The 23735-nt window shown below is 71.7% G+C and carries 21 protein-coding genes; 4 read left to right on the plus strand and 17 right to left on the minus strand.

Features of this window, described 5'->3' with window-relative positions:
* Positions 1 to 31 precede the first annotated feature (31 nt).
* The 15 genes from SACCYDRAFT_RS13665 to SACCYDRAFT_RS13735 form a co-directional block, all read right to left on the minus strand.
* A complete protein-coding gene (locus tag SACCYDRAFT_RS13665) occupies positions 32 to 805 on the minus strand; it encodes an ABC transporter ATP-binding protein (RefSeq protein ID WP_005456969.1) in 774 nt (257 codons plus the stop codon).
* The gene (locus SACCYDRAFT_RS13670; RefSeq protein ID WP_005456971.1) at positions 802 to 1833 is read right to left on the minus strand and encodes a FecCD family ABC transporter permease; all 1032 of its coding nucleotides are present in this window, start codon (positions 1831 to 1833) and stop codon (positions 802 to 804) included. Before SACCYDRAFT_RS13670 ends, SACCYDRAFT_RS13665 begins: the two co-directional genes overlap by 4 nt.
* The gene (locus tag SACCYDRAFT_RS13675; protein WP_005456973.1) at positions 1830 to 2795 is read right to left on the minus strand and encodes a FecCD family ABC transporter permease; all 966 of its coding nucleotides are present in this window, start codon (positions 2793 to 2795) and stop codon (positions 1830 to 1832) included. The genes SACCYDRAFT_RS13670 and SACCYDRAFT_RS13675 overlap by 4 nt, the downstream gene beginning before the upstream one ends.
* A 44-nt stretch (positions 2796 to 2839) precedes the next feature.
* Positions 2840 to 3853 (minus strand): ABC transporter substrate-binding protein, encoded by a 1014-nt coding sequence (locus SACCYDRAFT_RS13680; RefSeq protein ID WP_005456975.1) that lies wholly within the window; start codon positions 3851 to 3853, stop codon positions 2840 to 2842.
* A gap of 84 nt (positions 3854 to 3937) precedes the next feature.
* Positions 3938 to 4813, minus strand: coding sequence for a siderophore-interacting protein (locus SACCYDRAFT_RS13685; RefSeq protein WP_005456977.1), 876 nt, complete (start codon positions 4811 to 4813; stop codon positions 3938 to 3940).
* Positions 4810 to 5055, minus strand: coding sequence for a phosphopantetheine-binding protein (locus SACCYDRAFT_RS13690; protein WP_005456979.1), 246 nt, complete (start codon positions 5053 to 5055; stop codon positions 4810 to 4812). Before SACCYDRAFT_RS13690 ends, SACCYDRAFT_RS13685 begins: the two co-directional genes overlap by 4 nt.
* A complete protein-coding gene (locus tag SACCYDRAFT_RS13695; RefSeq protein ID WP_005456981.1) occupies positions 5056 to 5727 on the minus strand; it encodes an isochorismatase family protein in 672 nt (223 codons plus the stop codon).
* Positions 5727 to 7376, minus strand: coding sequence for a (2,3-dihydroxybenzoyl)adenylate synthase (locus SACCYDRAFT_RS13700; RefSeq protein WP_005456984.1), 1650 nt, complete (start codon positions 7374 to 7376; stop codon positions 5727 to 5729). The genes SACCYDRAFT_RS13695 and SACCYDRAFT_RS13700 overlap by 1 nt, the downstream gene beginning before the upstream one ends.
* Positions 7373 to 8578 (minus strand): isochorismate synthase, encoded by a 1206-nt coding sequence (locus SACCYDRAFT_RS13705; protein ID WP_005456986.1) that lies wholly within the window; start codon positions 8576 to 8578, stop codon positions 7373 to 7375. The genes SACCYDRAFT_RS13700 and SACCYDRAFT_RS13705 overlap by 4 nt, the downstream gene beginning before the upstream one ends.
* Before the next feature lie 784 nt (positions 8579 to 9362).
* Entirely contained in the window at positions 9363 to 9584 is a 222-nt protein-coding gene (locus SACCYDRAFT_RS13710) for a hypothetical protein (RefSeq protein ID WP_043536472.1), read from the minus strand.
* A gap of 76 nt (positions 9585 to 9660) precedes the next feature.
* Positions 9661 to 11592 carry a class I SAM-dependent methyltransferase gene (locus tag SACCYDRAFT_RS25465; protein ID WP_005456988.1) on the minus strand — a complete coding sequence of 644 codons (1932 nt, stop codon included), beginning with the start codon at positions 11590 to 11592 and terminating at the stop codon, positions 9661 to 9663.
* Entirely contained in the window at positions 11589 to 12812 is a 1224-nt protein-coding gene (locus SACCYDRAFT_RS13720; protein WP_005456989.1) for an acyl-CoA reductase, read from the minus strand. The genes SACCYDRAFT_RS25465 and SACCYDRAFT_RS13720 overlap by 4 nt, the downstream gene beginning before the upstream one ends.
* Positions 12809 to 13840 carry a LuxE/PaaK family acyltransferase gene (locus SACCYDRAFT_RS13725; RefSeq protein ID WP_005456990.1) on the minus strand — a complete coding sequence of 344 codons (1032 nt, stop codon included), beginning with the start codon at positions 13838 to 13840 and terminating at the stop codon, positions 12809 to 12811. The genes SACCYDRAFT_RS13720 and SACCYDRAFT_RS13725 overlap by 4 nt, the downstream gene beginning before the upstream one ends.
* Positions 13837 to 15231 carry an AMP-binding protein gene (locus SACCYDRAFT_RS13730; RefSeq protein ID WP_005456991.1) on the minus strand — a complete coding sequence of 465 codons (1395 nt, stop codon included), beginning with the start codon at positions 15229 to 15231 and terminating at the stop codon, positions 13837 to 13839. The genes SACCYDRAFT_RS13725 and SACCYDRAFT_RS13730 overlap by 4 nt, the downstream gene beginning before the upstream one ends.
* 75 nt (positions 15232 to 15306) lie before the next feature.
* The gene (locus SACCYDRAFT_RS13735; RefSeq protein WP_005456992.1) at positions 15307 to 16224 is read right to left on the minus strand and encodes an SDR family NAD(P)-dependent oxidoreductase; all 918 of its coding nucleotides are present in this window, start codon (positions 16222 to 16224) and stop codon (positions 15307 to 15309) included.
* A 92-nt stretch (positions 16225 to 16316) separates the two neighbouring features.
* Between SACCYDRAFT_RS13735 and SACCYDRAFT_RS13740 the strand changes: the two genes are divergently transcribed.
* Positions 16317 to 17528, plus strand: coding sequence for a cytochrome P450 (locus tag SACCYDRAFT_RS13740; protein ID WP_005456993.1), 1212 nt, complete (start codon positions 16317 to 16319; stop codon positions 17526 to 17528).
* A 20-nt stretch (positions 17529 to 17548) separates the two neighbouring features.
* Here SACCYDRAFT_RS13740 and SACCYDRAFT_RS13745 read toward each other — a convergent pair whose 3' ends face one another.
* Together SACCYDRAFT_RS13745 and SACCYDRAFT_RS13750 are read right to left on the minus strand one after the other, a co-directional pair.
* Entirely contained in the window at positions 17549 to 18664 is a 1116-nt protein-coding gene (locus tag SACCYDRAFT_RS13745) for a class I SAM-dependent methyltransferase (protein WP_005456994.1), read from the minus strand.
* Complete coding sequence (locus tag SACCYDRAFT_RS13750; RefSeq protein WP_005456995.1) at positions 18661 to 19641, minus strand: ferritin-like domain-containing protein; 981 nt, start codon at positions 19639 to 19641, stop codon at positions 18661 to 18663. Before SACCYDRAFT_RS13750 ends, SACCYDRAFT_RS13745 begins: the two co-directional genes overlap by 4 nt.
* 88 nt (positions 19642 to 19729) lie before the next feature.
* Here SACCYDRAFT_RS13750 and SACCYDRAFT_RS13755 point away from each other — a divergent pair, with 88 nt between their 5' ends.
* Genes SACCYDRAFT_RS13755 through SACCYDRAFT_RS13765 form a run of 3 tightly spaced genes read left to right on the plus strand, consistent with a single transcriptional unit; the run spans position 19730 to position 23732 of the window.
* Positions 19730 to 21076 carry a condensation domain-containing protein gene (locus SACCYDRAFT_RS13755; protein ID WP_005456997.1) on the plus strand — a complete coding sequence of 449 codons (1347 nt, stop codon included), beginning with the start codon at positions 19730 to 19732 and terminating at the stop codon, positions 21074 to 21076.
* 60 nt (positions 21077 to 21136) lie between these two features.
* Positions 21137 to 22522 (plus strand): LLM class flavin-dependent oxidoreductase, encoded by a 1386-nt coding sequence (locus SACCYDRAFT_RS13760; RefSeq protein ID WP_005456998.1) that lies wholly within the window; start codon positions 21137 to 21139, stop codon positions 22520 to 22522.
* 52 nt (positions 22523 to 22574) lie between these two features.
* The gene (locus tag SACCYDRAFT_RS13765; protein WP_005456999.1) at positions 22575 to 23732 is read left to right on the plus strand and encodes an acyl-CoA dehydrogenase family protein; all 1158 of its coding nucleotides are present in this window, start codon (positions 22575 to 22577) and stop codon (positions 23730 to 23732) included.
* The last annotated feature ends 3 nt before the right edge of the window (positions 23733 to 23735 follow it).

Here is a 23735-nt window from a genome sequence, read left to right on the forward strand (position 1 = left end):
GGCACTCGTCCGCCGGTGCCTGGGTGCGCTCTCACTCGGGCACGACCATCGGGGTGCCGGTCACCGGGTCGGCCACGACGACGCTCGGCAGGTCGAAGACCTCCTTCATCAACGCCGCGTCCACGATGTCGGCCGCCGCGCCCTCGGCGACGACGTGTCCCTCCTTCATCGCGACGAGGTGGTCGGCGAACCGGCAGGCCTGGTTGATGTCGTGCAGGACCGCGATCACCGTGCGGCCCTCGTCCCGCAGCCCGGCCAGCAGGTCGAGCAGCCGGTACTGGTGTGTGATGTCGAGGAACGACGTCGGCTCGTCGAGCAGCAGGTACGGCGTCTGCTGCGCGAGCACCATCGCCACCCAGACCCGCTGGCGCTGCCCGCCGGAGAGTTCCTGCACCGGCCGGTCGACGAGGTCCTCGATCCGCGCCGTGCGCAGGGCCTCGGCGACAGCCCGCTCATCCTCCGGTGTCCACATCGACAGCAGCGACTGGTGTGGGTAACGGCCTCGCGCCACCAGCTGCCGCACCTTGATGCCCTCCGGGGCCAGCGGGTCCTGGGGCAGGAACGCCAGTGAGCGCGCCAACGCCTTCGCCGGGTAGCCGCCGACCTCCCGGCCGTCGAACGACACACTGCCCTCGGCGGGCCGCAACAGCCGCACGAACGCTCGGAGCAGAGTGGACTTGCCGCAGCCGTTGGGGCCCACCACCGCCGTGAAGGCGCCGTCGGGCACGTCGAGGCTGAGCCGGGTCGACACGACTCGCTCGCCGTAGCGCAGCGTCAGGTCCTGAGCACGCAACCGGGCGGTCACGTCCGCCTCACCTCCTGGGCCAGCAGCCACATCAGATAGCCCCCGCCGATCGCGGTGGTGACCACACCGACGGGGAGGGAGACCGGGGCCAGCAGCATCTGGGCGATGAGGTCAGCGGCCTGCAGCAGCACCGCCCCGGTCAGCGCGGCGGGCAGCAGCGGAATCCCCGGCGCCCTCGCGAGCCTGCGTCCGATCTGCGGCGCCGCGAGGGCGATGAACACGATCGGGCCCGCGACGGCGGTCACGGTCGCGGTGCAGCCCACGCCGATCAGCACCAGGAGCAGGCGCAGCCGGTCCAGACCGACCCCGGTCGCCACGGCCACCGCGTCGCCCAGCGCCGACTGGTGCATGGTGTGCGCCGCGAACGCCATGACCGCCAGCAGTCCGGCGATCACCGTGAACGGAACGGTCAGATCCGCCCAGTCGACACCGTTGAGCGAACCGGAGCTCCATCCCACGGCGGCGATCGCGACCTCGAGTTCGGCGCGCAGCACGATCCACGAGTTCAACGCGGTGACCATCGCGTTGACCGCGATGCCGATCACCACGAGCCGAAGCCCGGACAACCCGTTCGAACGCGACAGCAGGTACACCACGGCGGCGGCCACCAGTCCGCCCACCACCGAGCTGAAGGCGAGCTGCACCGACGAGCCCGCCAGGACCGTCAACGCGACGAGGGTGCCCGTGTAGGCCCCGGCGTCCAGGCCGATGACGTCCGGGCTGCCCATCGGATTGCGGGTCAGGTTCTGGAAGATCGCACCGGCCACGCCGAGCGCGGCGCCGAACACGATCGCGGCGGCCACACGCGACAGCCGCCACTCCACGATGACGACGCTGGAGTCCCCGGTTCCGGTCAACGCGGCCAGCACCTCACCCGGCGTGCTCCAGGTCGAGCCGTAGGAGAGCCCGACGAACGCGAGCCCCACCATGACGACGACGAGCACGCCCGCCAGCACCAGCGTCCGCCGCTCGACGAACCACGCTCGGCCCCGGAAGCGCACCGCGACCGTGCTCACCGACCCGCTCACAACAGCCCCGCCCCGTAACGCCGGACGGCCCAGATGAGCACGGGCCCACCGAGGAACGCGGTGACGATCGCCACCGGCACCTCGCCGGTGGGCAGCAGCACTCGCGAGATCGTGTCCGCGACGAGCAACAGGATCGGCCCGGCGACCATCGAGTAGCCGACGAGCCAGGGCACCGAGCCCACGGTGAGCCTGCGCAGCAGGTGCGGCACGATCAACCCGACGAACAGGATCGGTCCGGCCACGGCGGTGGCCGCTCCCGCCAACACCGTGATCGTGACGAGCGTGAGCGTGCGGACCCTGGCGACGTTCGCGCCGAGGGTGTGCGCGACCGCGTCACCGAGCGCCACCGCGTTGAGCGAGCGGGCCAGCAGCAGCGCACCGACCAGTCCGGCGGCGATCGCGGCCAGCGGCAGCGTCAGCTCCGTCTGTTCCCGCCCCGCCAGTGAACCGACCGACCAGAACCGGTACCGGTCGAGCGTGTCCGGCGACACCAGCCGGATCCCCAACGACAGTCCCTGCAGCACCGCGCTGAACGCGACCCCGGCCAGCAGCAGGCGCAACGTCGAGTGGCGTCCCACCGCGTACACGAGCGCCGTGGCCAGCACCGCTCCCACCACCGCGGCGACGAGTTCCCCCACGGCCGTGGCCGCGAGGCCGAGCGCTGAGCCGAGGGTGAGCGCGAACCCGGCCCCCTGGGTCACACCGAGCACACCGGGCTCGGCGAGCGGGTTACGCGACAGCGTCTGGATCAGTGACCCGGCCACCGCGAGCGCCGCGCCCACCGCGATCCCCAGGAGCGTGCGGGGCAGGCGCACGTCGCGCACGATCAGGTGTTCGCCGGAGGCGTCGAACGCGAACAAGGCCCGGACCACCTCGGCGGGTGGCACGGCCTCCGCGCCGACGGCGAAGCTCGCGACGCAGGTGAGCACCAGCATCGCCAGGCCCGCGGCGAGAACGCCCACACGGGCCGTTCTCGCCGCGGAACGCGGAGCTGGAGGTGCGATCGTCACTGGTCCAGCAGGGGCGCGAAGGCCTCGTCGAGGGCGTCCAGAGTCCGCATCGCCTGCCGGTAGGTCGCGGCCTCGGTGTAGCGGATCGGGAAGGCCTTACCGGCCTTCACCGCAGGCAGGTTCTTCCACAGCTCCGACTCCGTCACGTACCTGACGGCTTCCGGCAGTGAGCCGTCGGCGTTCACGGTGTAGGTGATGGCGTCCGCCTCGCCGAGAGCCGAGGGCAACTCCTCGATGGACGGATACTCGCTGACGGCGCGCGATCCCTCCCCTTTCTCCCTGACCTGGCCGTAGTACGTGGCGCCGATGTCGTTGGCGACGTTGGTGCCCCACGAACCGTCGAACTCCCGCTGGAAGTTGCCGTTCTCGACCTGGCCGTAGCCGCCCACGTGCGCGAACTTCAGTTTCGGCAGCACGTCCTCGTACTTCTTCGCCAGCTTGTCAGCCTTCTGTTCGTACTCGGCCTTGATGGCGTCGAAGTTCTCCAGCGCGCCCGCGGCGTCGGCCTGTTTGCGGGACAGCTCGCGCCACGCCGACGGAACGGTCGGTCCGATGGCGACGACCGGGGCGATCGACTCGAGCCGCTCCACGTCGACGTCCTTGAGCACCGGAGCGGGCACACCGATGACGATGAGGTCCGGATCGGCCTCGGCGATGGCCTCGTAGTTGGTCTCCGCCGCGGACTCGCCCGCGACCTTCGGCAGCTCGTCGTAGGTGGCGAGGTCCTCCTCGGTCATCATGGGCTCCCCGCGCTTCCAGGTGGAGATGCCGACCAGCGGTGCGTCGGCCTCGATCAGTGCGGGCACCGCGTATCCGGTGGCGACCACGCGCTGGGGGTCGGCGGGGATGGTGATGTCACCGTTGTCGGCGGTGAAGACGCGTGTGCTTCCGTCCTGCGCGGCGGCCTGCTCACCTCCACCCGACGCGCATCCCGCCACGGTCGCGGTGAGCGCGAGCACGGTGGCCACGATGAGGCTCTTCGCCGGGCTCAGTGGTCTGCGTAGTGACATCGGTGGTTTCCTCGGTTGTCCAGGGCAGGCCGGGACGGCCTGGCACACGTGTTCGGTCGGTCGGCGCCGGGCACGCCGGGACGGTCAGTGATCGTCGTGGTGGTCATGGTCGTCGTGGTGGTCGTCGTAGTCGGCGACCCCGCGCTTCCAGTAGCCGGTGACGTCGTAGTCGTGAGGGGCGAGTCTCAGCTCGTGGCGCACCCAGCGGCGCAGCGGTTTCACCGTCCCCGCCTCACCGGCCACCCACACGTAGGTTCGTTCGTCCGTCGAGACGGGCAGGGCGCGCACCGCGCGTTCGAGCAGATCCGTGGAGCCGGGCGGCCGGTCGCCCCGGTGCAGCCAGCGCACCTCGACCGCCGCGGGCGGACGCAGGTCGATCTCCTCGCTGGGACCGGCCACCTCGATGACCGCCCACCCGGCCGCGGTCGGCGGCAGGGCCTCCAGCCAGCGCGCGATCGCGGGCAGCGCCGTGATGTCACCGGCCAGCACGTACCGGTCGTAGACGAACGGCACGATCAGCCCACCCGGTGGCCCGGCGACGTGCACGCGCTCCCCCGGCCGCACCGAGCGCGCCCACCCGGAGGCGAGGCCACCTGGGTGCACGGCGATGTCGATGTCGAGCTCACCGGTGATCGGGTCGTAGGCGCGCACCGTGTACTCGCGGGCCGTCGGCGAAGGACGGGGCCAGCGCAGCATCAGCCCGTTCGGCTCGGGCAGCCGGGTCACGCCGTCGGAGTCGGGGAACACGAGCTTGACGTGCTCGTCCGGTGCGTGAGCCTCGAACCCCTCCGTACCTGGCCCGCCCAGCGTGACGCGGATCAACCCGCTCCCGAGCGCGCGCGTACGCAGGACCTCGGCCGTGCGGATGTGGATGGGATAGCCCACCTTCTCGGCGACGGTGCCCGCGCGCACCTCGGCGATGCGGTCGAGGTGGCGGTGCCGGTGGTCGGTACGGGTCATGCCGCCGCTCCACCGGTGACCACGGTGATCCAGTGAGCCAGTTCGGGTCGCTCGGCGAGGTCGGGATACTCCACGGTCGCCCCCGCGGCCCGCCAGCGCTCGACGAGGCTCATGATCCGGATCGAGTCCAGACCGAGGTCCAGGAGGTTCTCCTCCGAAGCGAGCGCGTTCGGTTCCCTGCCGAGCAGCTCCGCGACGTCGGCGCGCACTCGCTCGGCGGACAGCCCGGGCTGGTCGTTCATTCAGCTCACTCCTGTGGTGATCGGGGCCGCGAGGGCGGCCAGGACGTCGGCGGTGGTGTTGACGGCGCCACAGCGCTGGGCCACGTAGGAACAGGCCTGGTCGTGGTGGGCGCGGGAGAAGTCGGCGACCGCGTCGGCGACGAGGAACGGCCGGATGTCGCGCATGAACGCTTCGAGCGCGGTGGCCTGGCAGCCGATGTGGGCGTAGACGCCGGTGACGACGAGCTGGTCGCGCCCGGCCGCGGCGAGCTGGTCGGCGAAGGTGCTGCGCTGGAAGGCGCTGTAGCGCCACTTGGTCAGGACGACGTCGTGCGACGAGGGGGCGAGTTCGTCGATGACGTCGGCCGCGCCGGGGTCGGAGTCGATGACCGCTCCGATCCCCTCCCCCCAGAACTGGGTCAGCAGCCCGCGGTCGGCGGGAGCCTGGCGACCCGGCTGGGCCGTGTAGAACACCGGCACCCCGCCCTCGCGGCACGCCGTGACGAGGGCCGCCGTGTTGGCCACCACGTCCGGGATCGGCGCTCCCACGTAGGGGGCGAGGAAGTAGCGCTGCATGTCGTGGATCAGCAGCGCGGCCCGCGACGGGTCGACCCGCCAGTCCACCCGCCCGGCCGGGAGCTCGGCCGCGCGGGGAAGGGCGTACGGCTGGATTCTCGGAAGCGACACCCACATCACCTGTTCCTGGCCAGAGCCGCGAGCGCGGCCCGGAGTTCGCGTTTGCTCGTCTTGCCCACACCGGTCACCGGGAAGCTCTCGACCACGACCACCAGGTCGGGGACCTTGAAGGCCGCGATGCCACGTTCGCGGACGAACCGGCGCAGTTCCGCCTCGCCCGGGTGGGCACCGTCGGCGGGGACGACGTAGGCGCACGTGCGCTCCCCCAGGTACTCGTCGGGCACGCTGACCACCGCGGCGTCGAGAACCCCCGGATGTGCCATGAGGTGGTTCTCGACCTCCTCGGCGGAGACCTTCTCGCCGCCCCGGTTGATCTGCTCCTTGGCGCGTCCGACCACTTCGAGGTGCCCGGACGGGTGCCGTCGCACGAGATCACCGGTTCGGTAGAACCCGTCGGCGGTGAACGCGGTGGCGTTGTGCTCGGCCGCGCGGTAGTAGCCGCGGATGGTGTAGGGGCCCCGGGTCAACAGTGCTCCCACCTCACCGGGTGCGACCTCGTCGGCCGACGTCGCGTCCGGGTCGCCGGGATCGACGACGCGGATCTCGTCGTCCGGCGAGATCGGCCGCCCCTGGGTACCGAGCACGAGTTCGTCCGGGTCGTCCAGCCGCGTGTAGCAGACCAGCCCCTCCGCCATGCCGAACACCTGCTGCAACCGGCAGCCGAGCGCGGGACCGATGCGTTCGGCCAGTTCCCGCGCGCACTTGGCGCCCCCGACGAGGAGAACGTCCAGACTGGACAGATCCCGGTCGGTGCGGGCCGCCGCCTGCACCCACGCCGCCGCCAGCGGCGGCACCACCGCGCTGATCGTCACGCGCTCGGACTCGATGAGCCGGAAGGCGACATCGGGATCGGGGCGCGGGGAGAGCACCGTGGTGGCGCCCGCGTGCAGCGCGCCGAGCACGCCCGGCGAGCTGAGCGGGAAGTTGTGCGCCACGGGCAGTGCCGCCAGGTACACGCTCTCCGGCCGCAGCGCGCAGATCCGGGCGCTCTCGCGCACGCTGTAGAGGTAGTCGTCGTGCGTGCGCGGGATCAACTTCGACGGCCCGGTGCTGCCTCCGGACAGTTGCAGGAACGCGACCCCCTCCGGGTCCGGATCATCGAACTCGCGAGGTTCGGTGGCACCCAACTCGGTGAACTCGGGCGAGCCGACGACGAGCACCTCCCGCAGGCTGTCCACCTCGCCGGCGACGGCGCGGGCGGTGGCCGCGTGGTCGTGTCGTTCGTGCTCGGCGACGGTGACGATCGCGCTCGCCTCGGCCTTCTCGGCGAAGTACCGCAGTTCGGTGTGCCGGTGGGCGGGCAGCGTGAACACCGGCCACGCGCCGAGCCGCCACAACGCGAAGATCACGGACACGAACTCGGGCACGTTCGGCAGCTGCACGAGCACCCGGTCCCCGGCGCGGAGCCCGAGGGCGGCGAGCCCGGCGGCCAGCCGGTGGGCCCGCTCGTCGAGTTCGGCGTAGGTCCATCGCGTGACCTGGCCCGCGCGCTCCCCGACCACCGCGGGGCGTTCGGCGTACGCGGCGGCGAGCGTGGTCAGCAGCGCTCCGAACGTCTGTCCTCGCCAGTACCCGGCGGCGCGGTAGTGGGCCGCCACCTCGTCGGGCCAGGCGGTGTGGTCGGGACCGGCGGAACATGTGCTCACGATGTCTCCTCCGCCCCGAGCGCGCCGAGCAGCGTGCGGAACTTCGCGCTCGTCTCGGCGAGTTCCGCGGCGGGGTCGGAACCCTCGACGATCCCGGCTCCGGCGAACACGCGCACCGTCCGGTCGCACACCTCGGCGCACCGGATGGTGACCACCCACTCGCCGTCGCCGTCCGCACCGGTCCACCCGACCAGCCCCGCGTAGTAGCCGCGGTCGTCCGGTTCGAGTTCGGTGATGAGGTCGCGGGCGGACGCGGTCGGCGTGCCGCACACCGCGGGCGTCGGGTGGAGCGCTTCGGCCAGCGCCAGCGACGACGTCGCCGGGTCCCGTGGATCGGCCAGCGTCCCGGTGATGCGGGTGGACAGGTGCCACATGGTCGGCGTCCCGATCACCTCCGGCTCGGAGGGGACGTCGAGCTCGCCGCAGAACCGCCCGAGTACCTCGGCGACCTGCGCCGCCACGTGGGCGTGCTCCCGCCGGTCCTTGTCCGACGACAGCAACTCGGCTATGCGACGCCGGTTCTCCGCCTCGTCGGTGCTCCGGGGCCGCGACCCCGCGAGCGGGTTGGCCACCACGGTCACGCCCCTGCGCGACACCAGCAGTTCCGGGCTCGCACCGACCAGCGTGCGCGGGGCCGCATCACCCACCGCGGTGATGTCCACCGCGAACGCGTGCGCGGCCGGATTGGCCTGGACCACGCGCGCCAGCAGTGGAGGCACGGGAACGGGTGCGTCGGCGGTGAGCTCGAGCGACCGCGCGAGCACCACCTTCTCCAGCTCCCCGTCCTCGATCCTGCGCAACGCCCTGACCACGGCCGCCGCGTACGCCTCCCGCTCGGGCCGAGGCGTGATGTCCCACGGGCCGAGCCGATCCTGCCGCGACAGCACCGCGCCGTCTCCACTCTCGGGCGCCGAAGCCCTGCGCACGACGGCCGGGACGACCAGACTGGACTCGGAATCGGGGCGGAACCCGAGCGCCCCCACGACGATGGGCTCCACCACGCCGTCGGCCACCGCCGCGGCGAGTTCCGCGGCGACCGCCTCGGCACGCCGCCCGGATTCGGCCCGCACGGACCGCAGCACGCCGTCGGCGAGCACGGTGCCGCCCGGCGAGGAGTAGTAGAACGACCCGGGCAGATACGCGCTCAGCAGGTCCGCCGCCCGGTGCGTGGGCCTCGGGCGGGCCAGCACAGACGAGGACATCTCACCACCCCCACAATTACTATGGTTAGCCTTACCTAACCAGGTTTGGGGATCGCCGACAAGACGACCACCGGAGGAAACCGGCGAGACTCACCTCACACCGCGACGACGGCACCGACGAATCCCTGCCCCACCACGCCATCCACGCCGGTCGCCGAACACATTGGACACCGGCGACCAGTGCTCACCCGGCCACACTCCGACGACCACGAGCCCTTGCGATCGGCCTGGCGGACCCGATCGGAGAACACACCCCGCGGGTCGCTCTCACGACCACCGCCACCACCACGTCACGCCGGCATCTCCGGCGCGGACGGGAACATGTCCGGACGTCGTCTCGCCGCGGACCACGCTTTCGGTGGTGTCGACATCGCACCAACCACGGCCATGCCGGGTCCGACAGTCCGCAAAGGACACCGTTGCGGTCGCCGCGCGACGTGGCGAGCTCGCACCCTGCGACGAGTTCGACGGCGCACATCACGGCGCGACCACCTCGCGGCCGAACCACCATCACCGTGACCACCGGAAACCCCTCCGAACGGTGACTCGATGGAGTTCTCGCGATCGCGCCCGGGACCGACCTCCCTTCACCGATCGAACCCTCCGATCGGTCAGTGATCATCGTGCAGTCATAGGGAAGGCTAACCTAATTAGAGGTGCGGAGGAAGGGGTGCCCCTTCTCCCGCGACGAACGGAAGCCCAATGGAGCAACACCCGAGTGAAACCTCACCCGTTCGAACGAAGACGTCCAGCGTGAATCACCCAGTGTGAAGACTTTGATCACCTACAGCAACGCTTCCTGCTGCTGGCCGAACCCGGGAGTGTGTCCGCCCAGCGGCGTGACACCGCTGTTGCCGCGGCCCGGCGACCGGGCATTACCGGCGTCCACGACGCCCTGACCACCGCAAATACTGTTCGCTCGCACCCTGTCGGCGTGCTGGAGGAAGGGCGGTGACACCGGCGTGAGCCACCGGTCGGACGCCGTGCCATCGGCTGCCGTGTCCATCGCGATCAGCGGGACCGAGCCGAACCGGCCCGAACGGGCGTCCCGGGCGCGTGGACACCGACTTCCCCGAGAGCGGTCAGGTCGCGGTGGCGACGATCAGTGCCTGCCCGAGCCCGGCCCCGGGGTGGTCCGCCGGAGGAAGGCAGGCCTGCACCGTGAACCCGGCCGATGCCAGCGCACTCCGCCAACCGTCGAGGTCGGGGAACATGCGGCCCTTCCGTGCCCGCCCGTCGGCGGAGCCCGGCAGCGGCGCCGTCTCGTCGGCCGACCGCAACAGCTGGATCGAGGCGAGCAGGGCGTAGTTCTCCACCGTGGACTCGACGACGACGAGCGTGCCGCCTCGCCGAAGGGTGGCCCGTACCGAGCGCAGTGTGCGACCGAGATCGACAGCGCTGTGCAGCACGTGTCCGGCGATCACGACATCCGCGGAGGCCGAGGGCGCACCCTGCGCCAGGAGGTCGTCGTTGACGTCGAGCAGCGCGGGACGCACCCGGTGCCGGTGTGCGTCCCAGCGGGCCGCGGCGACCAGGAACAGGCGGGAGATGTCGCTGTAGACGTAACGGACTTCGTCGAACCCGGCGGTGTCGAGTTCGGAGAGGACCACTCTGGTCGTGGCGCCGACCCCGGCGCCGAGCTCCAGCACCGTGGCGGTGCCGTCGACACCGCGCAAAGCCGTGACCACGGCACGGGCGGCGGCCGCGTTGAGATAGCGACTCGCCCACCCTTCGCCGTAGAGGGCCTCGGCGATTCCGGTGTCGCCACCGGGGAACAGCAGCGAGCTCAAGGCCACCTCACCCCGGACGAGCTCGGGCAGCCGGGAGCGCACCCGCGAGTGGAACCGACCGACGGTCGCGGGGAAACCGAGCGCGGAGTACACCGGTTCGAGATCGGCCTCCGCACTCGCCGTGGGGATGGTGGGAACGGGACGGACCCGGCCGCCGTCGAGTTCGAACACCCCCTCCTCGACCAGCACCGCGAGCCACCTCCGCACGAGCCACGCCGTACCGGGCGCGACGCGGGCCTCGGACAGGATCTCCTCCACCGTGCGTGCTCGTCCGTCCGCGCACGCGTCGGCCAGCACCCGCGCCATCGTGGCGAGGGCGATACGTTCGGCCTCCTTCCCGGCCGCGACCGCGGGTTCCGGGTCTGTGACGTGGGCCAGCCCCGCTCGATGTGCCTCGTCGGCCAGCCCCGCCGGGAACCGGGGGTGTTCGGCGGCGGTGAGGGAGTCGGTGACGTCGTCGGCCAACCGGGACACGGTGAGACCGAGCTGGGCCGCCGCCACGTCGCGTGCCCCGGTCCGCTCCCCCACCGAGGTGTGGAGGGCGGTGAGCTGCCGGTGCAGCACGGACCCGAGATCCGGTCGCCTGCTCACGGCTTCCGGTCTGCCGCCGAACGGACCGGGTAGCCACGTCAGCCCGTCCGGGGAGGCCAGCACGGTCCCGGCGGCTCCCCTCACGGCGATCCGGTCGGGAACGAGGTCGGCGGTACCGCCCTCGGTCCGCACCACCAGCGTCACGGTGGTGGTGCCGACCGTGCCGGCCAGCAACTCCGGTGCCCTGGCCACGAGCCGCCACGGCCGCAGTGACGGAAGGAGTCCGTGCAGTACACGTAGCGCGGTGTGGAGCCCCGCGGGGGACGTCACCAGTTCCACCTCGGCCACGTCGCCCCGGCCGATGCGCTCGGAGACCACCTCGGCGAGTGGCCCCACCGCCTCCGCCAGGTCCAGCAGAGCGAAGTGCGCCCCAGCCCTCCGTGCCGTACGCAGGGCCGACGTGACCGCCCGGCTGCCCCACGGGGGCTGCACCAGCACGGACACACCCGAGCCGAGCAACTCCTCGACCCGCTCGGCCGCCGCTTCCCCACCGTCCACCACGAACGCGGCGTCGATGTCCTGGTCCGGTCCGGCCACCACGGTGAAGAACTCGCCGAGGTCGGCGAGCACCTTCCACACCGGGTGACCGGCTTCCGCGTGAACGCCCAGCCGGGCGGGAACCGGGGCGGTCATACGCGCACCGTCACCAGGCGACTGAACTCGTGCAGCAGGTCGTAGCCGTCCCACACGGCGCCGAACCTCGTCGCCTCCCCCACGGGTACCAGCCGGTCGACACCGCAGGCGGCGAACGCCCGCGCGTGTCGCGCCAGCACCTCGGACTCGAAACCGAAGTGGACGATCGTCTGGTCACGCCGCCGCAGCAACGGGACCAGGTCGCCGGGGTCGTCGAGCCGTACCTCGGCGAGCGTGCCCGCCCCGAGCCAGGTCCGGGGCAGCTCCGCCGAGGGCGCCAGCTCCAGCACGGCGACGTCATTGCCGTGGAAGCGCACCCGGCGCACCACCGACGTCGCGGCCAGCCCGTAGGCGGCCACGTGCTTCTCCACGGCCATCGCCGCGTCGACACCGGTGCCTCGTTCGGCGACCCGCTGCCGCAGCAACGTCACCAGTTCGGCACTCGCCTCCCGTACGAGGTCCTCACCACCGACCCACACCAGGGTCCGGGGGGAGGAACACGCGGCCTGGTCGAACAGGAACACGTCGTCGTGCAGTCCCCGGACCGCGGCCTTGCGCTGTGACTCCGGCGCGGCCGCCCAGCCCCGCGCGTCGAACAGCGCCAGTGACGATCGGTCGGGGAAGGTGAGGTCGCGGGCCTTCGGCGCGAGCGGATGCCGCCGGATCGCCGTGACGGTGGCGTCACCGCCCCAGATCACGCGGAGATCGCACGCCGAGGACAGGGTGGCCGTGACGGTGCTGTCGCGCGGATAGCGGACGAAGTGCTGGGTGCGGGCGAGATCGGGGTCCGCTTCGGCGAGCGCGTCGGTCACCGCCTCCACCAGCGCGGTGGCGGTGGTCGAGGCCCGCTCCGAGAGCCGCACGACGTTGCTGTTGCCTGCGAGCAGTGACAGTGCCCACGAGTATCCGAACAAGGCGTCCACGTTGGCGGGTGGAATGTGGAACACCAGACCACGGGGCATCCGCACCTCACCGTCGCGGGTGGCGAGCCGGGACAACAGACCCGTCAGTGCGGTGTCGCGCAGGAAAAAGCCGAGCGCCGCGAGATCGGGGTGCTGCCGGGTCGTCGAGGGCGACAGCAATCGGGAGGCGAGGTCCGTCAGGAACGGCCGGACTCGCATGTCGCCGACCTCCAACGGCCTCCCCGGCCGGGCCAGCTCGTCGAGCAGGAGCGTCACCTCGGTCGGTGCTCCACCGGCAGCGGGCGTCACCACGCTCATGAACCCACCCCCGCGTCACTGCAGCCCCGGGCCTCGGCACGGGGCAGCCTGCCCAGCACGGTGAAGCGGGTACGGCCGTCCACCCGGTGCGCCACACCGAGATCCTCGGTGAGCAGTGAGTGTCCCGGGTACGAGCGGGGCAGCGTGCTGAGGACCTGGACGAGCCCGGTCTCACCGGGCCTCGCCTCCTGCCATGTCACCGGATCGCGGATGATCACTTCGGCCCCTTGCGGCGGGGACAGCAGCCCCGGCTCGTCGCTCTCCAGGTGAACCACCCCGATCTGCTCGACCATGCCGTAGAAGTCGTGCGAGCGGCTCAAGCCGACCCGCGCCGCGGCCGCCCGGAACGCGGCGGCGTCGACGGCCTGGTCGGTGAGCCGCTTCCAGCCCCCGGAGTGCAGCAGGATCCCACCTGAGAGGTCGAGCCCCTCCTGTTCCGCGGGCCGGATCAGGCGCGTCCACACCAGGTAGGTGAACCCGAAGACGAGGAACGGCTCGCCGCCGTGGCGGCGCAGGAAACCGTGGAGCGCGGTGACATCGAGCCGGTCGTCGTCATCCAGCACGAACGTGTGGTCACGCCCGGCGTTCATCAGGCCGAGTACTCCCGCCGCCCTGGCCGACCGGGTCGCGCCCCGCCTCGCCTGGGCCGCCGAGTCCACGACCAGCATCGGCAGCCTCCTGGCGCCGAGCAGCGGGCGCAACGTGTTCAGCAGAGCACGCTGGTGGGCACGGGCCGCCGGTGCGTCGAAGTGGATCCGGCTCGGCTTGCCGGTCGTGCCACTCGACGTCAGCACCGAGGACACCGCGTCGGCGGCCACACTGCGCAGCACGTGGTTCTTGAACAGCCGGACCGGCAGCCACGGCACGTCGGACAGGGCGGCGTAGTGCCGGCCGGGTTCGTGTCCGGTGGCGGCGAGGATCCGCGCGTACTCCGGACAGTGCCGGCGGTGGTACTCCACCAGCTCGACGAGGTCGGGCAACAGCTCCGCGCGGCGGGAGTGCACAGCGGGCTCCGGTGGGGTCGTCATCGGGTCCGCCCAGGGTCGGTGGCGCGCAGCCGCTGATAGTCGATCTTGCCGTTGGGCAGCCGAGGCAACGCGGTGACGTGGTGAACGAGGAAACCCGCTCTCGGTAGCCCGAACTCGCGCACGAGCCGGGCCCGCACCTCGTCCTCGCCCGCGCCGCTCGCCGACCACACGGCCACGCGGTCGTCGGCGTCCAGCGCCGCTACCGGACCGACGTCGTCCAGTGCCCGCTCCACGACGTCCAGGTCGACCCGGGTGCCGAAGACCTTGCCGACCCGGCTGCGCCGCCCCGTCAGCCACAGGAAGCCCTCCTCGTCGAGCCTGCCGAGGTCGCCGGTGCGCAACGTCCCGCCCAGCTCGTCGCCGCGTGCCAGGTCCTCGGGCCCCTCCGCGTAACCGAGCATGACGTTGGGACCGTGGTAGACCACTTCCCCGTCGTCGATGTCGACGCGGCCGCCGGGGATGGGGAGCCCCACCGAACCGAGCTTGTCCTTCAGCCGTTCCGCAGGCAGCACGGTCATCCTGGCCGTGGCCTCCGTCTGTCCGTACATGACGAACATGCGTAACCCGTCGGCCTCGGCGAGCTCGCCGAACCGGCGCACGAGCCGGGGCGCCAGCCTGCCCCCCGCCTGCGTGAGGGTGCGCAGCGTCGGGTTCCGGCCGGGTCGCCAGCGGATGCCGTCGAGCGTCTCGTAGGTGTGGGGGACACCGGCCAGCGACGTCGCGCCGTGCTCGTCGACCGCGCGCCAGAAACGCGGCGAGAGCACGCCGCCGTCGCACAGCACCACCGTGGCGCCCACCAGCAGATGGCTCGTCAGCACGGAGAGCCCGTAGCTGTAGTGCAGGGGCAGGCTGGTCGGTGCCACCTGGCGGCCGTCGATACCGAGTGCCTGGCCGATGGACACGGCGTTCGCCCGCACAGCGCCCGCGGACAACCGCACCGCCTTCGCCGCCCCTGTCGACCCCGACGTGGTCAGCAACAGTGCGAGGTCGTCGTGCGGGGTCACGTCGAGACGGCCGGAACGCACCCAGCCGGACAGTTCCGGATCGTCGTCCACGCGGAACCCGGCCGGAGGTTCCTCCCGGACCGGCTCGACGTCGTCGAGACCGAGTACCGCCCGCAGGCCGAACGCCTCCGCGAGGGTGGCGGCCTGCCCCGCCGACAGCCGGGGCGGCACGAGCAGTATCGGCCTGCCGGTCTCGAACGCGGCCAGCAGCCGCAGCACCGAGGGAAGGCACGGCGCCGTCCGTGACGCGACCGCTCCACCGGGCAGCCGGTCCAGAGCCGTCTTCACCCGGTCGATCTCCCGGCGCAGGCCGGCTCCCTCGAGTACGCGCCCCTCGACCGAGCCGACGAGCCGGGCCCCCGGTGCGACCAGGGTCTCGGACCCCATGGCTGCCTCCCTCCGCAGTGGCCGTGTCCACAGTGGTCCGGCGCACTTTCTACCCGGCACACCGCCCGGTGTCCATCAGCCCGGAACACCGTCACCGAGCACGGACGCGACCATCCGCTCGGAGAGTTCCCACAGCCGTGTCGGCGCCTCCGGCCCGCCCGCCTCGCGAGGACGTTCGTGCACCGCGAAGTCCTCGCAGAACCCGCCCGCCGCCGCGTCGTCGCTCGTGGCGGCCCACAGGATCTGCTCCGCGCCCTGCGCCGGTGTCCTCGGGCGCATCCGGCGGCGGCTCTGTGGATCCCGAGGTACGAGCGACATGAGGTACTTCACCTGGTCCCGGGTCAGGTGCTTGCCGAGATCGGTCACCGCCACGCCGGGCGCGACGGACACCGCCGTCAACCCCTCGGCGGCGAACCGGTGGTGCAGCTCGGCCGCGTGCAGCACGGCTGCCGCCTTGCTCTGCCCGTACGCCTCGAACGGGTCGTACTCGCCGGTCTCGAAGTTCGGGTCGTCCCACCGGATCGGACGCAGCACCGGGGTGCTCGTCGTCACCGTCACCACCCGTCCTCCGCCCGAGGACAGCAACGTGGGCAGCAACCGCCGAACCAGCACGAAGTGGCCGAGGTAGTTCGTGGCGAACTGCGACTCGACACCGTCGACGCTGCGGGCGAACGGCACCGCCATGACACCGGCGTTGGCGATCACGAGGTCGATCCTCGGCAACTGGGCGGCCAACCGGTCCGCGCAGGCCGCGGCACTCGCCAACGACGACGTGTCGAGGTGCTCGAAGGAGGCCTCTCCCCCCGAGCCATCCTCTGTGGACAGATCTGCCACGGCGGCGGCGCCACGCTCGGCGTCCCGACCCGCCAGCACCACGTGGGCTCCCCTCTCGATCAGTCCGCGCGCCGTCTCCCTGCCCAGGCCGCGCAGGGCCCCCGTCACCACCGCGACCCTGCCGGTCAGGTCCGTCGCCTCGTCCCGCTGCGGTTGCATGTCGCCTCGTCCCTCCTGGGTTCCTCACCGACTTCTTCGACGCCGGGCGGCTCGGCTTGTCCGGCCGCCGACGGTGTTCCTACTGTCGCCGCATGAGCCCGACTCGCCGGAGCACTCTTCCTCGTTTCGACTCGCACGATCCCGCCGTTCTGGCCGATCCGTACAGCGTCTACCGACGGCTGCGCGCGCACGGCCCGGTGTGCCGGGGCGGGACGGGGCAATGGGTGCTCACGCGCCACGCCGACGTCACGGCGTGTCTGGCGGATCCCCGGCTGGGAACGGAATACCCGGTCGAGTACCACCGGATGTCCGTCGGCGACGGGCCCGCCGTGTCGTTCTTCTCCCGGATCCTGCTCGACCGTGACCCGCCGCACCACACCCGGCTGCGCAGAGCCATGCACCCGGCCTTCCGCCCCGCCGCCGTCCGGGCACTGTCCGACCGGATCGGCGCGATGGTGGACGATCTGCTGGAGCCGGCGTTCGACCGGGGCCACTGCGACGTGGTCGAGGATCTGGCCTTCCCGCTGCCGGTGAGTGTGGTCTGTGAACTTCTCGGGATTCCCGCGGCGGACCGCGAGCTCGTGCGGCCCCACGCCGTGGACCTCGCTCGCGGCTTCGGTCTCGTGGTCGCCGAACCCGACCGGGCCGCCACGCACGCCGCGGTGACGTGGCTGCGCGACTACATCGGAGAACTGGCCGCCGAGCGCCTGCGTTCGCCCGGCGACGACGTGCTCTCCCACCTGCTCACGCCGGCCTCCGACGGCGGCCCGGTCGACCTCGCCGAGGTGGTCGACAACGTGGTGTTCTTGTTCTTCGCGGGTTTCGAGACCACGATGAACCTGATCGCGAGTGGCGTCGCCGCCCTGCTCGACGCCCCGGACCAGCAGCGACTGCTGCGGAAGTCCCCGGACCTCGTCCCCTCGGCTGTCGAGGAGTTCCTTCGGTTCGACGCGCCGATCCAGGCCGTGGCGCGGCTGGTGCGTGAGCCGATGTCGCTGCACGGCCACACCTTCCGCCCCGGACGGTTGCTGGTCCTGCTCCTCGGCTCGGCCAACCGCGACGAGCGGGTGTTCGCCGATCCCGACCGGCTCGACGTGACCCGCAGCCCCAACCCGCACGTCAGTTTCGGTGGTGGTGCCCACTTCTGCCTCGGTGCGGCGCTGGCCCGGCTGGAGGGCAGGATCGTGTTCGACCGCCTCGCGCGCCGGTGCCGGGGTCTCGTGCCGGCGGGCACGCCACAGCGCAGGCGCACCACGTCGTTCCGCTCGCTGTCCCGGCTTCCGGTGACGTTCCTCGCCGCGTAGGACGGACCGCACGGGCTCGCTCAGTTCGCCGAGAGGCGATACAGGCGGTGGAACCGGTGCGCCACGTCGACCACCCGCACGCTCGCGAAACCGGCCTCGGTCGCGTACTCGCGCACCAGCGCCGGGCGGATCATCGTGCCGGTGCCCACCGACGGTGTGGTGGACAGCCCGACAGGCAGGCAGTGGAGCACGCTGACGGTGTAGAAGAACCGCTCGATCTCGTCCGCCGGGGCCTGGAACGTCTCCCGCACCCTCGGTTCCATCAGCAGCAGCGTCCCGCCCGGCGCGAGCAGGCGGAGGCAACCGCGAAGCACCGCCACCGGATCCGGCATGTCGTGGAGCGCGTCGAACACCGTGACCACGTCGTAGCCGTCCCCGTCCGGCACGGCGGCGACGTCGGCGACGTCGACCGCGTGGAACCGCACCCGCTCGCCCACACCCCGCCGCACCGCCTCGGCCCGCGCGACGGAGATCGACGGCTCGTCCACGTCGAACCCGCACACCCGCAGGGCCGGGTAGCTGTCGGCCAGGGCGAAGCTGGAGGTCCCCGTGCCGCAGGCGACGTCGGCCAGTCTCGCGCCCTCACGCCCCAGAACGGCATGCAGGTCGGGCAGAGCCCGTCGGATCCACCCCGGCAGCTGGGTACGGAAGACGTGGGTGTTCAGCCCGCTCTGCCCGCCGCGGAAGTCCGCGCTGTAGTCGGCGTACGGCACTCCCTCACCACTGCGGTAGGCATCGAGCAGGCGGGGCAGCACCGGGCCCATGCCCCCCACCGGCATCAGGGTCAGCGGGGCGACCGCGAACGGACTCGTGTCGTCGAGCAGGGCTTCGGCGTGCCCGCTCGGCAGTGTGTAGCGTCGCTCCGTCACGCCGGCCTCGGCGTCGTCGACGTCGAGAAAGCCCGCGGCGGCCTGCTGTTCGAGCCACTCTCGTGCGTAGCGGGGCGCGACCCCGGTCCGCTCCGCGAGTTCGTCGGCCCGCGCGGGTGCGTCGCGCAGTGCGGCGTAGAGGCCCAGCTTCATCCCGAGGTAGACGGTCATCAGTTCGCCCGCACCGAGACTGGCCGCGAACAGTCTCGCCGACAGCGCCTGTGCCCGGGCCGCGCCACCGAGCGAGGCCGTGTTTCCACCGTTCATGACCGCGTGCCCAGTCCCGCCGCCGCGGCCCGCGCGGACGAGTAACCAAGGAGATCCAGTTTGGACAATCCCTCGTGCACCTTCGGGGTCATGAGCCCGATACGTCCCAGCGACGTCACCACGCGCGCGAAGATCGCCTGGCGATAGGCCACCATCAGCTCGTTCGTGGCGGCGAACTCCACCCCGGCCGACGTGTCGATACCGAGCCGCTCCCAGACGTCCTCCAGCAGGAACCGCCTACGCATCAACGCGGCACCCTCGAGCACCACTTCCTCGCGGTCCGCCCGCTCGGCCGTGGTCAGTTCGGAGTAGATTCCCTCCAGCGACAGCACGCCGAACGAGACGTGCCGCGCCTCGTCGCGTGCCACCAGCCTGACGATCATACGGATCAGGGCGTCGTGGAACGTGCGGTCGGCGAGCCGGAACGCGGCCATCGCCAGCGCCTCGACGAGGATCTGCATGCCCAGGGCCGTGATGTCCCACCGCGCGTCCGACAGGATGTCGGTGAGCAGCGTCTCCAGAGACGACGCGATGGGGTAGGGCTCGGGCACGTGCTCGCGCAGGTAGCGGGAGAACACCTCGGCGTGCCTGGCCTCGTCGACGGCCTGGCTCGCGGCACAGTACTTGCTCTCCAGGTCGGGCAGGGTCGCCGCGAGTCTGCCCGCGACGACCAGCGCTCCTTGCTCCCCGTGCAGGAACTGCGAGACCATCCACGACTGCAGCTCCCACTGGAAGGCGTCCCACAGGGGCTTGCCGCCGTGTGCGAGTGGAGAGGCGGAGAAGGCCGCCACGGAGAACCACGACGTGTCGGGCAGCGGTTCGCCGAACGGAACCTCGATCGACCAGTCGATGTCGTCCTCGGCGCTCCACTGTGCACTCTTCGCCCGCTCGTACAACGCGCGCAGCGACTGGTGCGTCGGCTCGTACTGCCAGTCGAGAACCGACTCGAGAACGCCCTGAACCTGTAACCGGGACATGGGCGCATCCTCATCACGCCGGTGCGCGGAAGGCAAGCGATACGCGATCGCTCGCTGCCGTGGGGACGCGGCCGATACCGTCGCCGCCATGAGCCGGTCCAGCAGCAGCGAGATCACCGCACGGACGAGCCCCGAGCCGGACGAACCGGTGCGGGCTCCCGCGTCGCTCGGCCAGCGCATGCTGTGGGCACTCGCCCGGCACAGCCCCGATCCCTCGGTGCTCAACCTGCCCGTGCTCGCCCGGCTGCGGGGCCCGTTGCCCACGGCCGTCTGGCAGTCCGCGCTCGACCGGCTCGTCACCGAGTACGAGACGCTGCGAACCACCTACGAGGGCGGCGGTCACCGGCTACGGCAGGTCGTGCACCCTCCGGCCCCCGTGGCGTTGACCTTCGTCGCGCTCGACGAGTGCGACGACCCGGAAACCGCCCTGTCCGAGGCCATGGCCGCCGAACTCGCCCGCCCGATCGACCCCGCCGTGTGGCCGCTGCGCGCGACGCTGTGGCGGGTCGGCGCCGAGGACCACGTACTGTGCCTGAACCTGCACCATCTCGCCACCGACACGACGTCCAACGCCCTGCTGTTCCGCCGCCTGGTCGAGTTGGCAGGCGCTGCTCCCGGCACGGCCCCGCCCTCCGCTGCGGAACCGTCGCTGACCTATCGCGAGTTCACCCGGTGGCAGCAAAAGCGACTGGCCTCCCCGCAGATCGCCGAGCAACTCGACTACTGGACACGGCGGCTGGGCGGAGTCCGCTTCACTCGCCTTCCCGGCCCCGGCCCCGGCGCCGACGCCGATCCCGGAGGGACGGTCAGCGGCGAGCTCGGCGCCGAGCTGGCCGAGGCCCTGCGTGATGTCGCACGCACCCACAGCACGACACTCTTCACGGTGCTGCTGGCGATCCACTACACCGTTCTGCACGCCACGACAGGGCAGCGGGACCTCACGATCGCGTCGGTCTTCGCCAACCGCGGTGCGGCGGAAACGGCGGGCACGGTCGGTTTCCTGGCCAACCTGCTCGTGCTCCGTTCCCGGATTCCCCGTGCCGGCACCTTCGTGGACCTGCTCCGCGAGGTCCACGACACCGTGTCCGGCGCGGTACGCCACCAGGAGGTGCCCTACCACCTGGTACCGCGTCCGGCTTCGGAGGCGATCGACGCCCGCGCCGACGAGGTGGTCTTCCAGATGATCAACGACCGGGTGTACTCCGTCCCGGCGGGACCGGTGGAAGTGGAAGCGCTCGTCCCCGACGGTGTCGGCGGGAGGTTCGGGCTCGAGATCGGGGTGATTCCGGTGGGTGCCGCGATGCGGGTGGTGCTGCTCGCCGCGCCCGGACGTTTCCCCGCCGGACTACCCGCCTCGCTGCTCCGTCGCTACCTCGCCACCGCCGCGCTCGTCGCCCGCTCCCCCGCCATGCCACTGCAGGCACTGGCGGGCTGAGCCGCCTGCCGCGTTCACGAACTGGCCTCGCACCACCGAAGCCGTCGTTACCCTCGCCGCGTGCACCTGAACCTGTTCACAGAATGCGCCCCCGTGCCGTCATTCGAGGGTTTGTGGCGGGATCCGGACGATCGCACGGCCGAAGGCTACGGCAGCCTCGAGTACTGGACGTCGGTCGCGCGCAAGCTGGAGGACGCGTGCTTCGACGCGCTGTTCTTCGCCGACGTGCACGGTACCTACGACGTCTACGAGGGTTCGTGGGCGGCCGCCGTCCGAAACGGCGTGCAGATCCCCTCCATCGATCCCGTGCCGCTGATTCCGGCGCTCGCCGCCGTCACCGACCGGCTCGGCTTCGCGGTCACGTACTCGACCACGTATCACCCCCCGTATCTGTGCGCCCGGGTACTTTCCACACTTGACCACCTCACGGGGGGCCGGATCGCCTGGAACATCGTCACGTCCTACCTGCGGTCGGCGTCCGGGAACGGCATCGGCGAGTTCCTGGAGCACGACCAGCGCTACGACCGGGCCGACGAGTACCTGGCCGTGGTCAGGGCGCTGTGGGAACGGAGCTGGGCCGACGACGCCGTGCGGATCGATCGCGAGGGCGGGGTTTTCGCCGACCCGGAGCGGGTGCACCAGATCGACCACCACGGGCGCTGGTTCGACGTGCGAGGTCCGCACCAGTGCGCGCCGACCCCCCAACGTACCCCGGTGCTGTACCAGGCGGGCACCTCGGGACGCGGCCTGCGGTTCGCCGCCGAGCACGCCGAGGTGGTGTTCGTGACGCTGGCCGATCCCCGCCGGGGCGCGGAAGTGGTGACCGACCTGCGACGCAGGGTCGCCGAAGCGGGCCGGGATCCCTCGTCGGTGACCGTGCTCCAGGGCATGCCGGTGGTCGTGGGTGCCACCCAGGAACAGGCGAAGGCACGGCTGGAGCTCATGAACCGCTTCCACAGCGCCGAGGGCAGGTTGGCGAAGTGGTGTGGCTGGACGGGCATCGACCTGGCCGGTCACCCCGACGAGCTGCCTCTGTCGGAACTTCCCGTGCAGGGTTCCCGCAGCGCACTCGACGCCGTCCGGCGCACCGATCCCAGCCGTGAGTGGACGGTCGGCGACGTCCGGCGCACGGTCTCCACGGTGCACCTGCCCATGCGTGGTGGGCGGTTCATGCTCTGCGGCTCGGCGAGCGAGGTCGCCGACCAGATGGAGACGTGGCGGGAGATCGCCGGTGTGGACGGGTTCAATCTCGTTCCCTTCCCCCCGTCGACCGGTATCGACGACATCTGCGACCTGCTCGTACCGGAGTTGCGGAGGCGTGGTCTCTTCCGGACCGCCTACGACCCTGCCGAAGCCACGCTGCGTGAGCGGTACCGGGGCGCGGGCAACGCCAGGTTGCCGTACCCGACCCGCCCGGCGCCGTCCCCGGACACCGCGACGGGCTAGCGCGTGCCCGCAGGCGCGCGGGCGGAGGACACATCGGACTGGAGGACTGCAGATGGTACCCACGACCGCCGCACGGGCCCGTGCGCTGTCGGCGGAGATCACGGCGTGCGCCGAGCACGTCGAACACCAGCGGCGGCTGCCGGGCGAACTGCTGGAGGCACTCGCCGCCGCGGGCTGCCTGCGCATGGTCGCACCCCGCGAGCACGGCGGTGACGAGCTGCCGCTGCCCGACGTGGTCGCCGTGGTGCGGGAACTCGCCACGGCGGACGGCTCGGTGGGCTGGGTGGTCGGGCAGGCGGCGATGGCTCAGGTCGTTCTGTCGAGGTTCCCCCGCAGCACCATCGACGCGGTGTACGCCGGAGGGTGCGACGTCGTCGGGGCCGGGGCGGCGGCTCCGAAGGGCAAGGCCCGGCGCGGCGAGCACACGTGGCGGGTGTCGGGCCAATGGCCCTTCGCCTCCGGGATCGGACACGCGTCCTGGTTCTACGGTCAATGTGTCGCGTTCGGACCCGGTGTGCCGGAGGGCTCCGACGGGACGCCGCACACCAGGATGGCGTTGCTGTGGCCCGACGAGTACACCGTGGAGGACACCTGGCACACCACGGGACTGCGTGGCACCGGAAGCCATGACGTCGTCGTGCGCCGAACGGACTGTCCCGAGGAGCGCACCGCCGTGCTCAGCGGGTCCACACCGACGCTGGACCGCCCGGCCTACCGGGTGCCCGCGGTGGAGTACAGCGGGATGATGGTCGCCGCGAGCGGCGTCGGAATCGCCACGGGCGCGATCGAGGAGGTCGTGGCGCTGGCCGAGGCCGGCAAACGGCCGTCGTTCAGTCCGCGCTCGCTCGCGGAGTCACCGGTGTTCCAGGACCGCCTCGGCGGCGCCCTGCTGGAGGTCGAGTCGGCACGATGCCTGCTGGAACGGATGGCGGAGCTGCTCCACTCCCACGCCGAGGCGGGCACCGATCCCAGCCCGGGTGAGCGGGCACTCGTGCGTGGCGGCTTCCACCACATCGCCTCCGCCGTCACCCGCGCCGTCGACACCGCGCACGCCCTCGCGGGCGGCTCCGCCGCCTACACCGGCGCACCGACCGAACGCCGGCTGCGCGACGTGCACACCCTGACCCAGCACGCCACCACGGCGCGCGAATCCGTGAAGCTCCTCGGCGCGACCCGTGTCGGCGAGATCGACCCGTCCCTGGCGTGGTGAACC

This window comes from Saccharomonospora cyanea NA-134, assembly GCF_000244975.1.
GTDB lineage: Bacteria > Actinomycetota > Actinomycetes > Mycobacteriales > Pseudonocardiaceae > Saccharomonospora > Saccharomonospora cyanea.

What these genes read in the sequence shown, in the direction of transcription:
- SACCYDRAFT_RS13680 (WP_005456975.1), bottom strand. Translation starts at nt 3,853, where the DNA reads ATGTCACTACGCAGACCACTGAGCCCGGCGAAGAGCCTCATCGTGGCC.
- SACCYDRAFT_RS13685 (WP_005456977.1), bottom strand. Translation starts at nt 4,813, where the DNA reads ATGACCCGTACCGACCACCGGCACCGCCACCTCGACCGCATCGCCGAG.
- SACCYDRAFT_RS13690 (WP_005456979.1), bottom strand. Translation starts at nt 5,055, where the DNA reads ATGAACGACCAGCCCGGGCTGTCCGCCGAGCGAGTGCGCGCCGACGTC.
- SACCYDRAFT_RS13695 (WP_005456981.1), bottom strand. Translation starts at nt 5,727, where the DNA reads ATGTGGGTGTCGCTTCCGAGAATCCAGCCGTACGCCCTTCCCCGCGCG.
- SACCYDRAFT_RS13705 (WP_005456986.1), bottom strand. Translation starts at nt 8,578, where the DNA reads ATGTCCTCGTCTGTGCTGGCCCGCCCGAGGCCCACGCACCGGGCGGCG.
- SACCYDRAFT_RS13710 (WP_043536472.1), bottom strand. Translation starts at nt 9,584, where the DNA reads ATGGACACGGCAGCCGATGGCACGGCGTCCGACCGGTGGCTCACGCCG.
- SACCYDRAFT_RS25465 (WP_005456988.1), bottom strand. Translation starts at nt 11,592, where the DNA reads ATGACCGCCCCGGTTCCCGCCCGGCTGGGCGTTCACGCGGAAGCCGGT.
- SACCYDRAFT_RS13720 (WP_005456989.1), bottom strand. Translation starts at nt 12,812, where the DNA reads ATGAGCGTGGTGACGCCCGCTGCCGGTGGAGCACCGACCGAGGTGACG.
- SACCYDRAFT_RS13725 (WP_005456990.1), bottom strand. Translation starts at nt 13,840, where the DNA reads ATGACGACCCCACCGGAGCCCGCTGTGCACTCCCGCCGCGCGGAGCTG.
- SACCYDRAFT_RS13730 (WP_005456991.1), bottom strand. Translation starts at nt 15,231, where the DNA reads ATGGGGTCCGAGACCCTGGTCGCACCGGGGGCCCGGCTCGTCGGCTCG.
- SACCYDRAFT_RS13735 (WP_005456992.1), bottom strand. Translation starts at nt 16,224, where the DNA reads ATGCAACCGCAGCGGGACGAGGCGACGGACCTGACCGGCAGGGTCGCG.
- SACCYDRAFT_RS13740 (WP_005456993.1), top strand. Translation starts at nt 16,317, where the DNA reads ATGAGCCCGACTCGCCGGAGCACTCTTCCTCGTTTCGACTCGCACGAT.
- SACCYDRAFT_RS13745 (WP_005456994.1), bottom strand. Translation starts at nt 18,664, where the DNA reads ATGAACGGTGGAAACACGGCCTCGCTCGGTGGCGCGGCCCGGGCACAG.
- SACCYDRAFT_RS13750 (WP_005456995.1), bottom strand. Translation starts at nt 19,641, where the DNA reads ATGTCCCGGTTACAGGTTCAGGGCGTTCTCGAGTCGGTTCTCGACTGG.
- SACCYDRAFT_RS13755 (WP_005456997.1), top strand. Translation starts at nt 19,730, where the DNA reads ATGAGCCGGTCCAGCAGCAGCGAGATCACCGCACGGACGAGCCCCGAG.
- SACCYDRAFT_RS13765 (WP_005456999.1), top strand. Translation starts at nt 22,575, where the DNA reads ATGGTACCCACGACCGCCGCACGGGCCCGTGCGCTGTCGGCGGAGATC.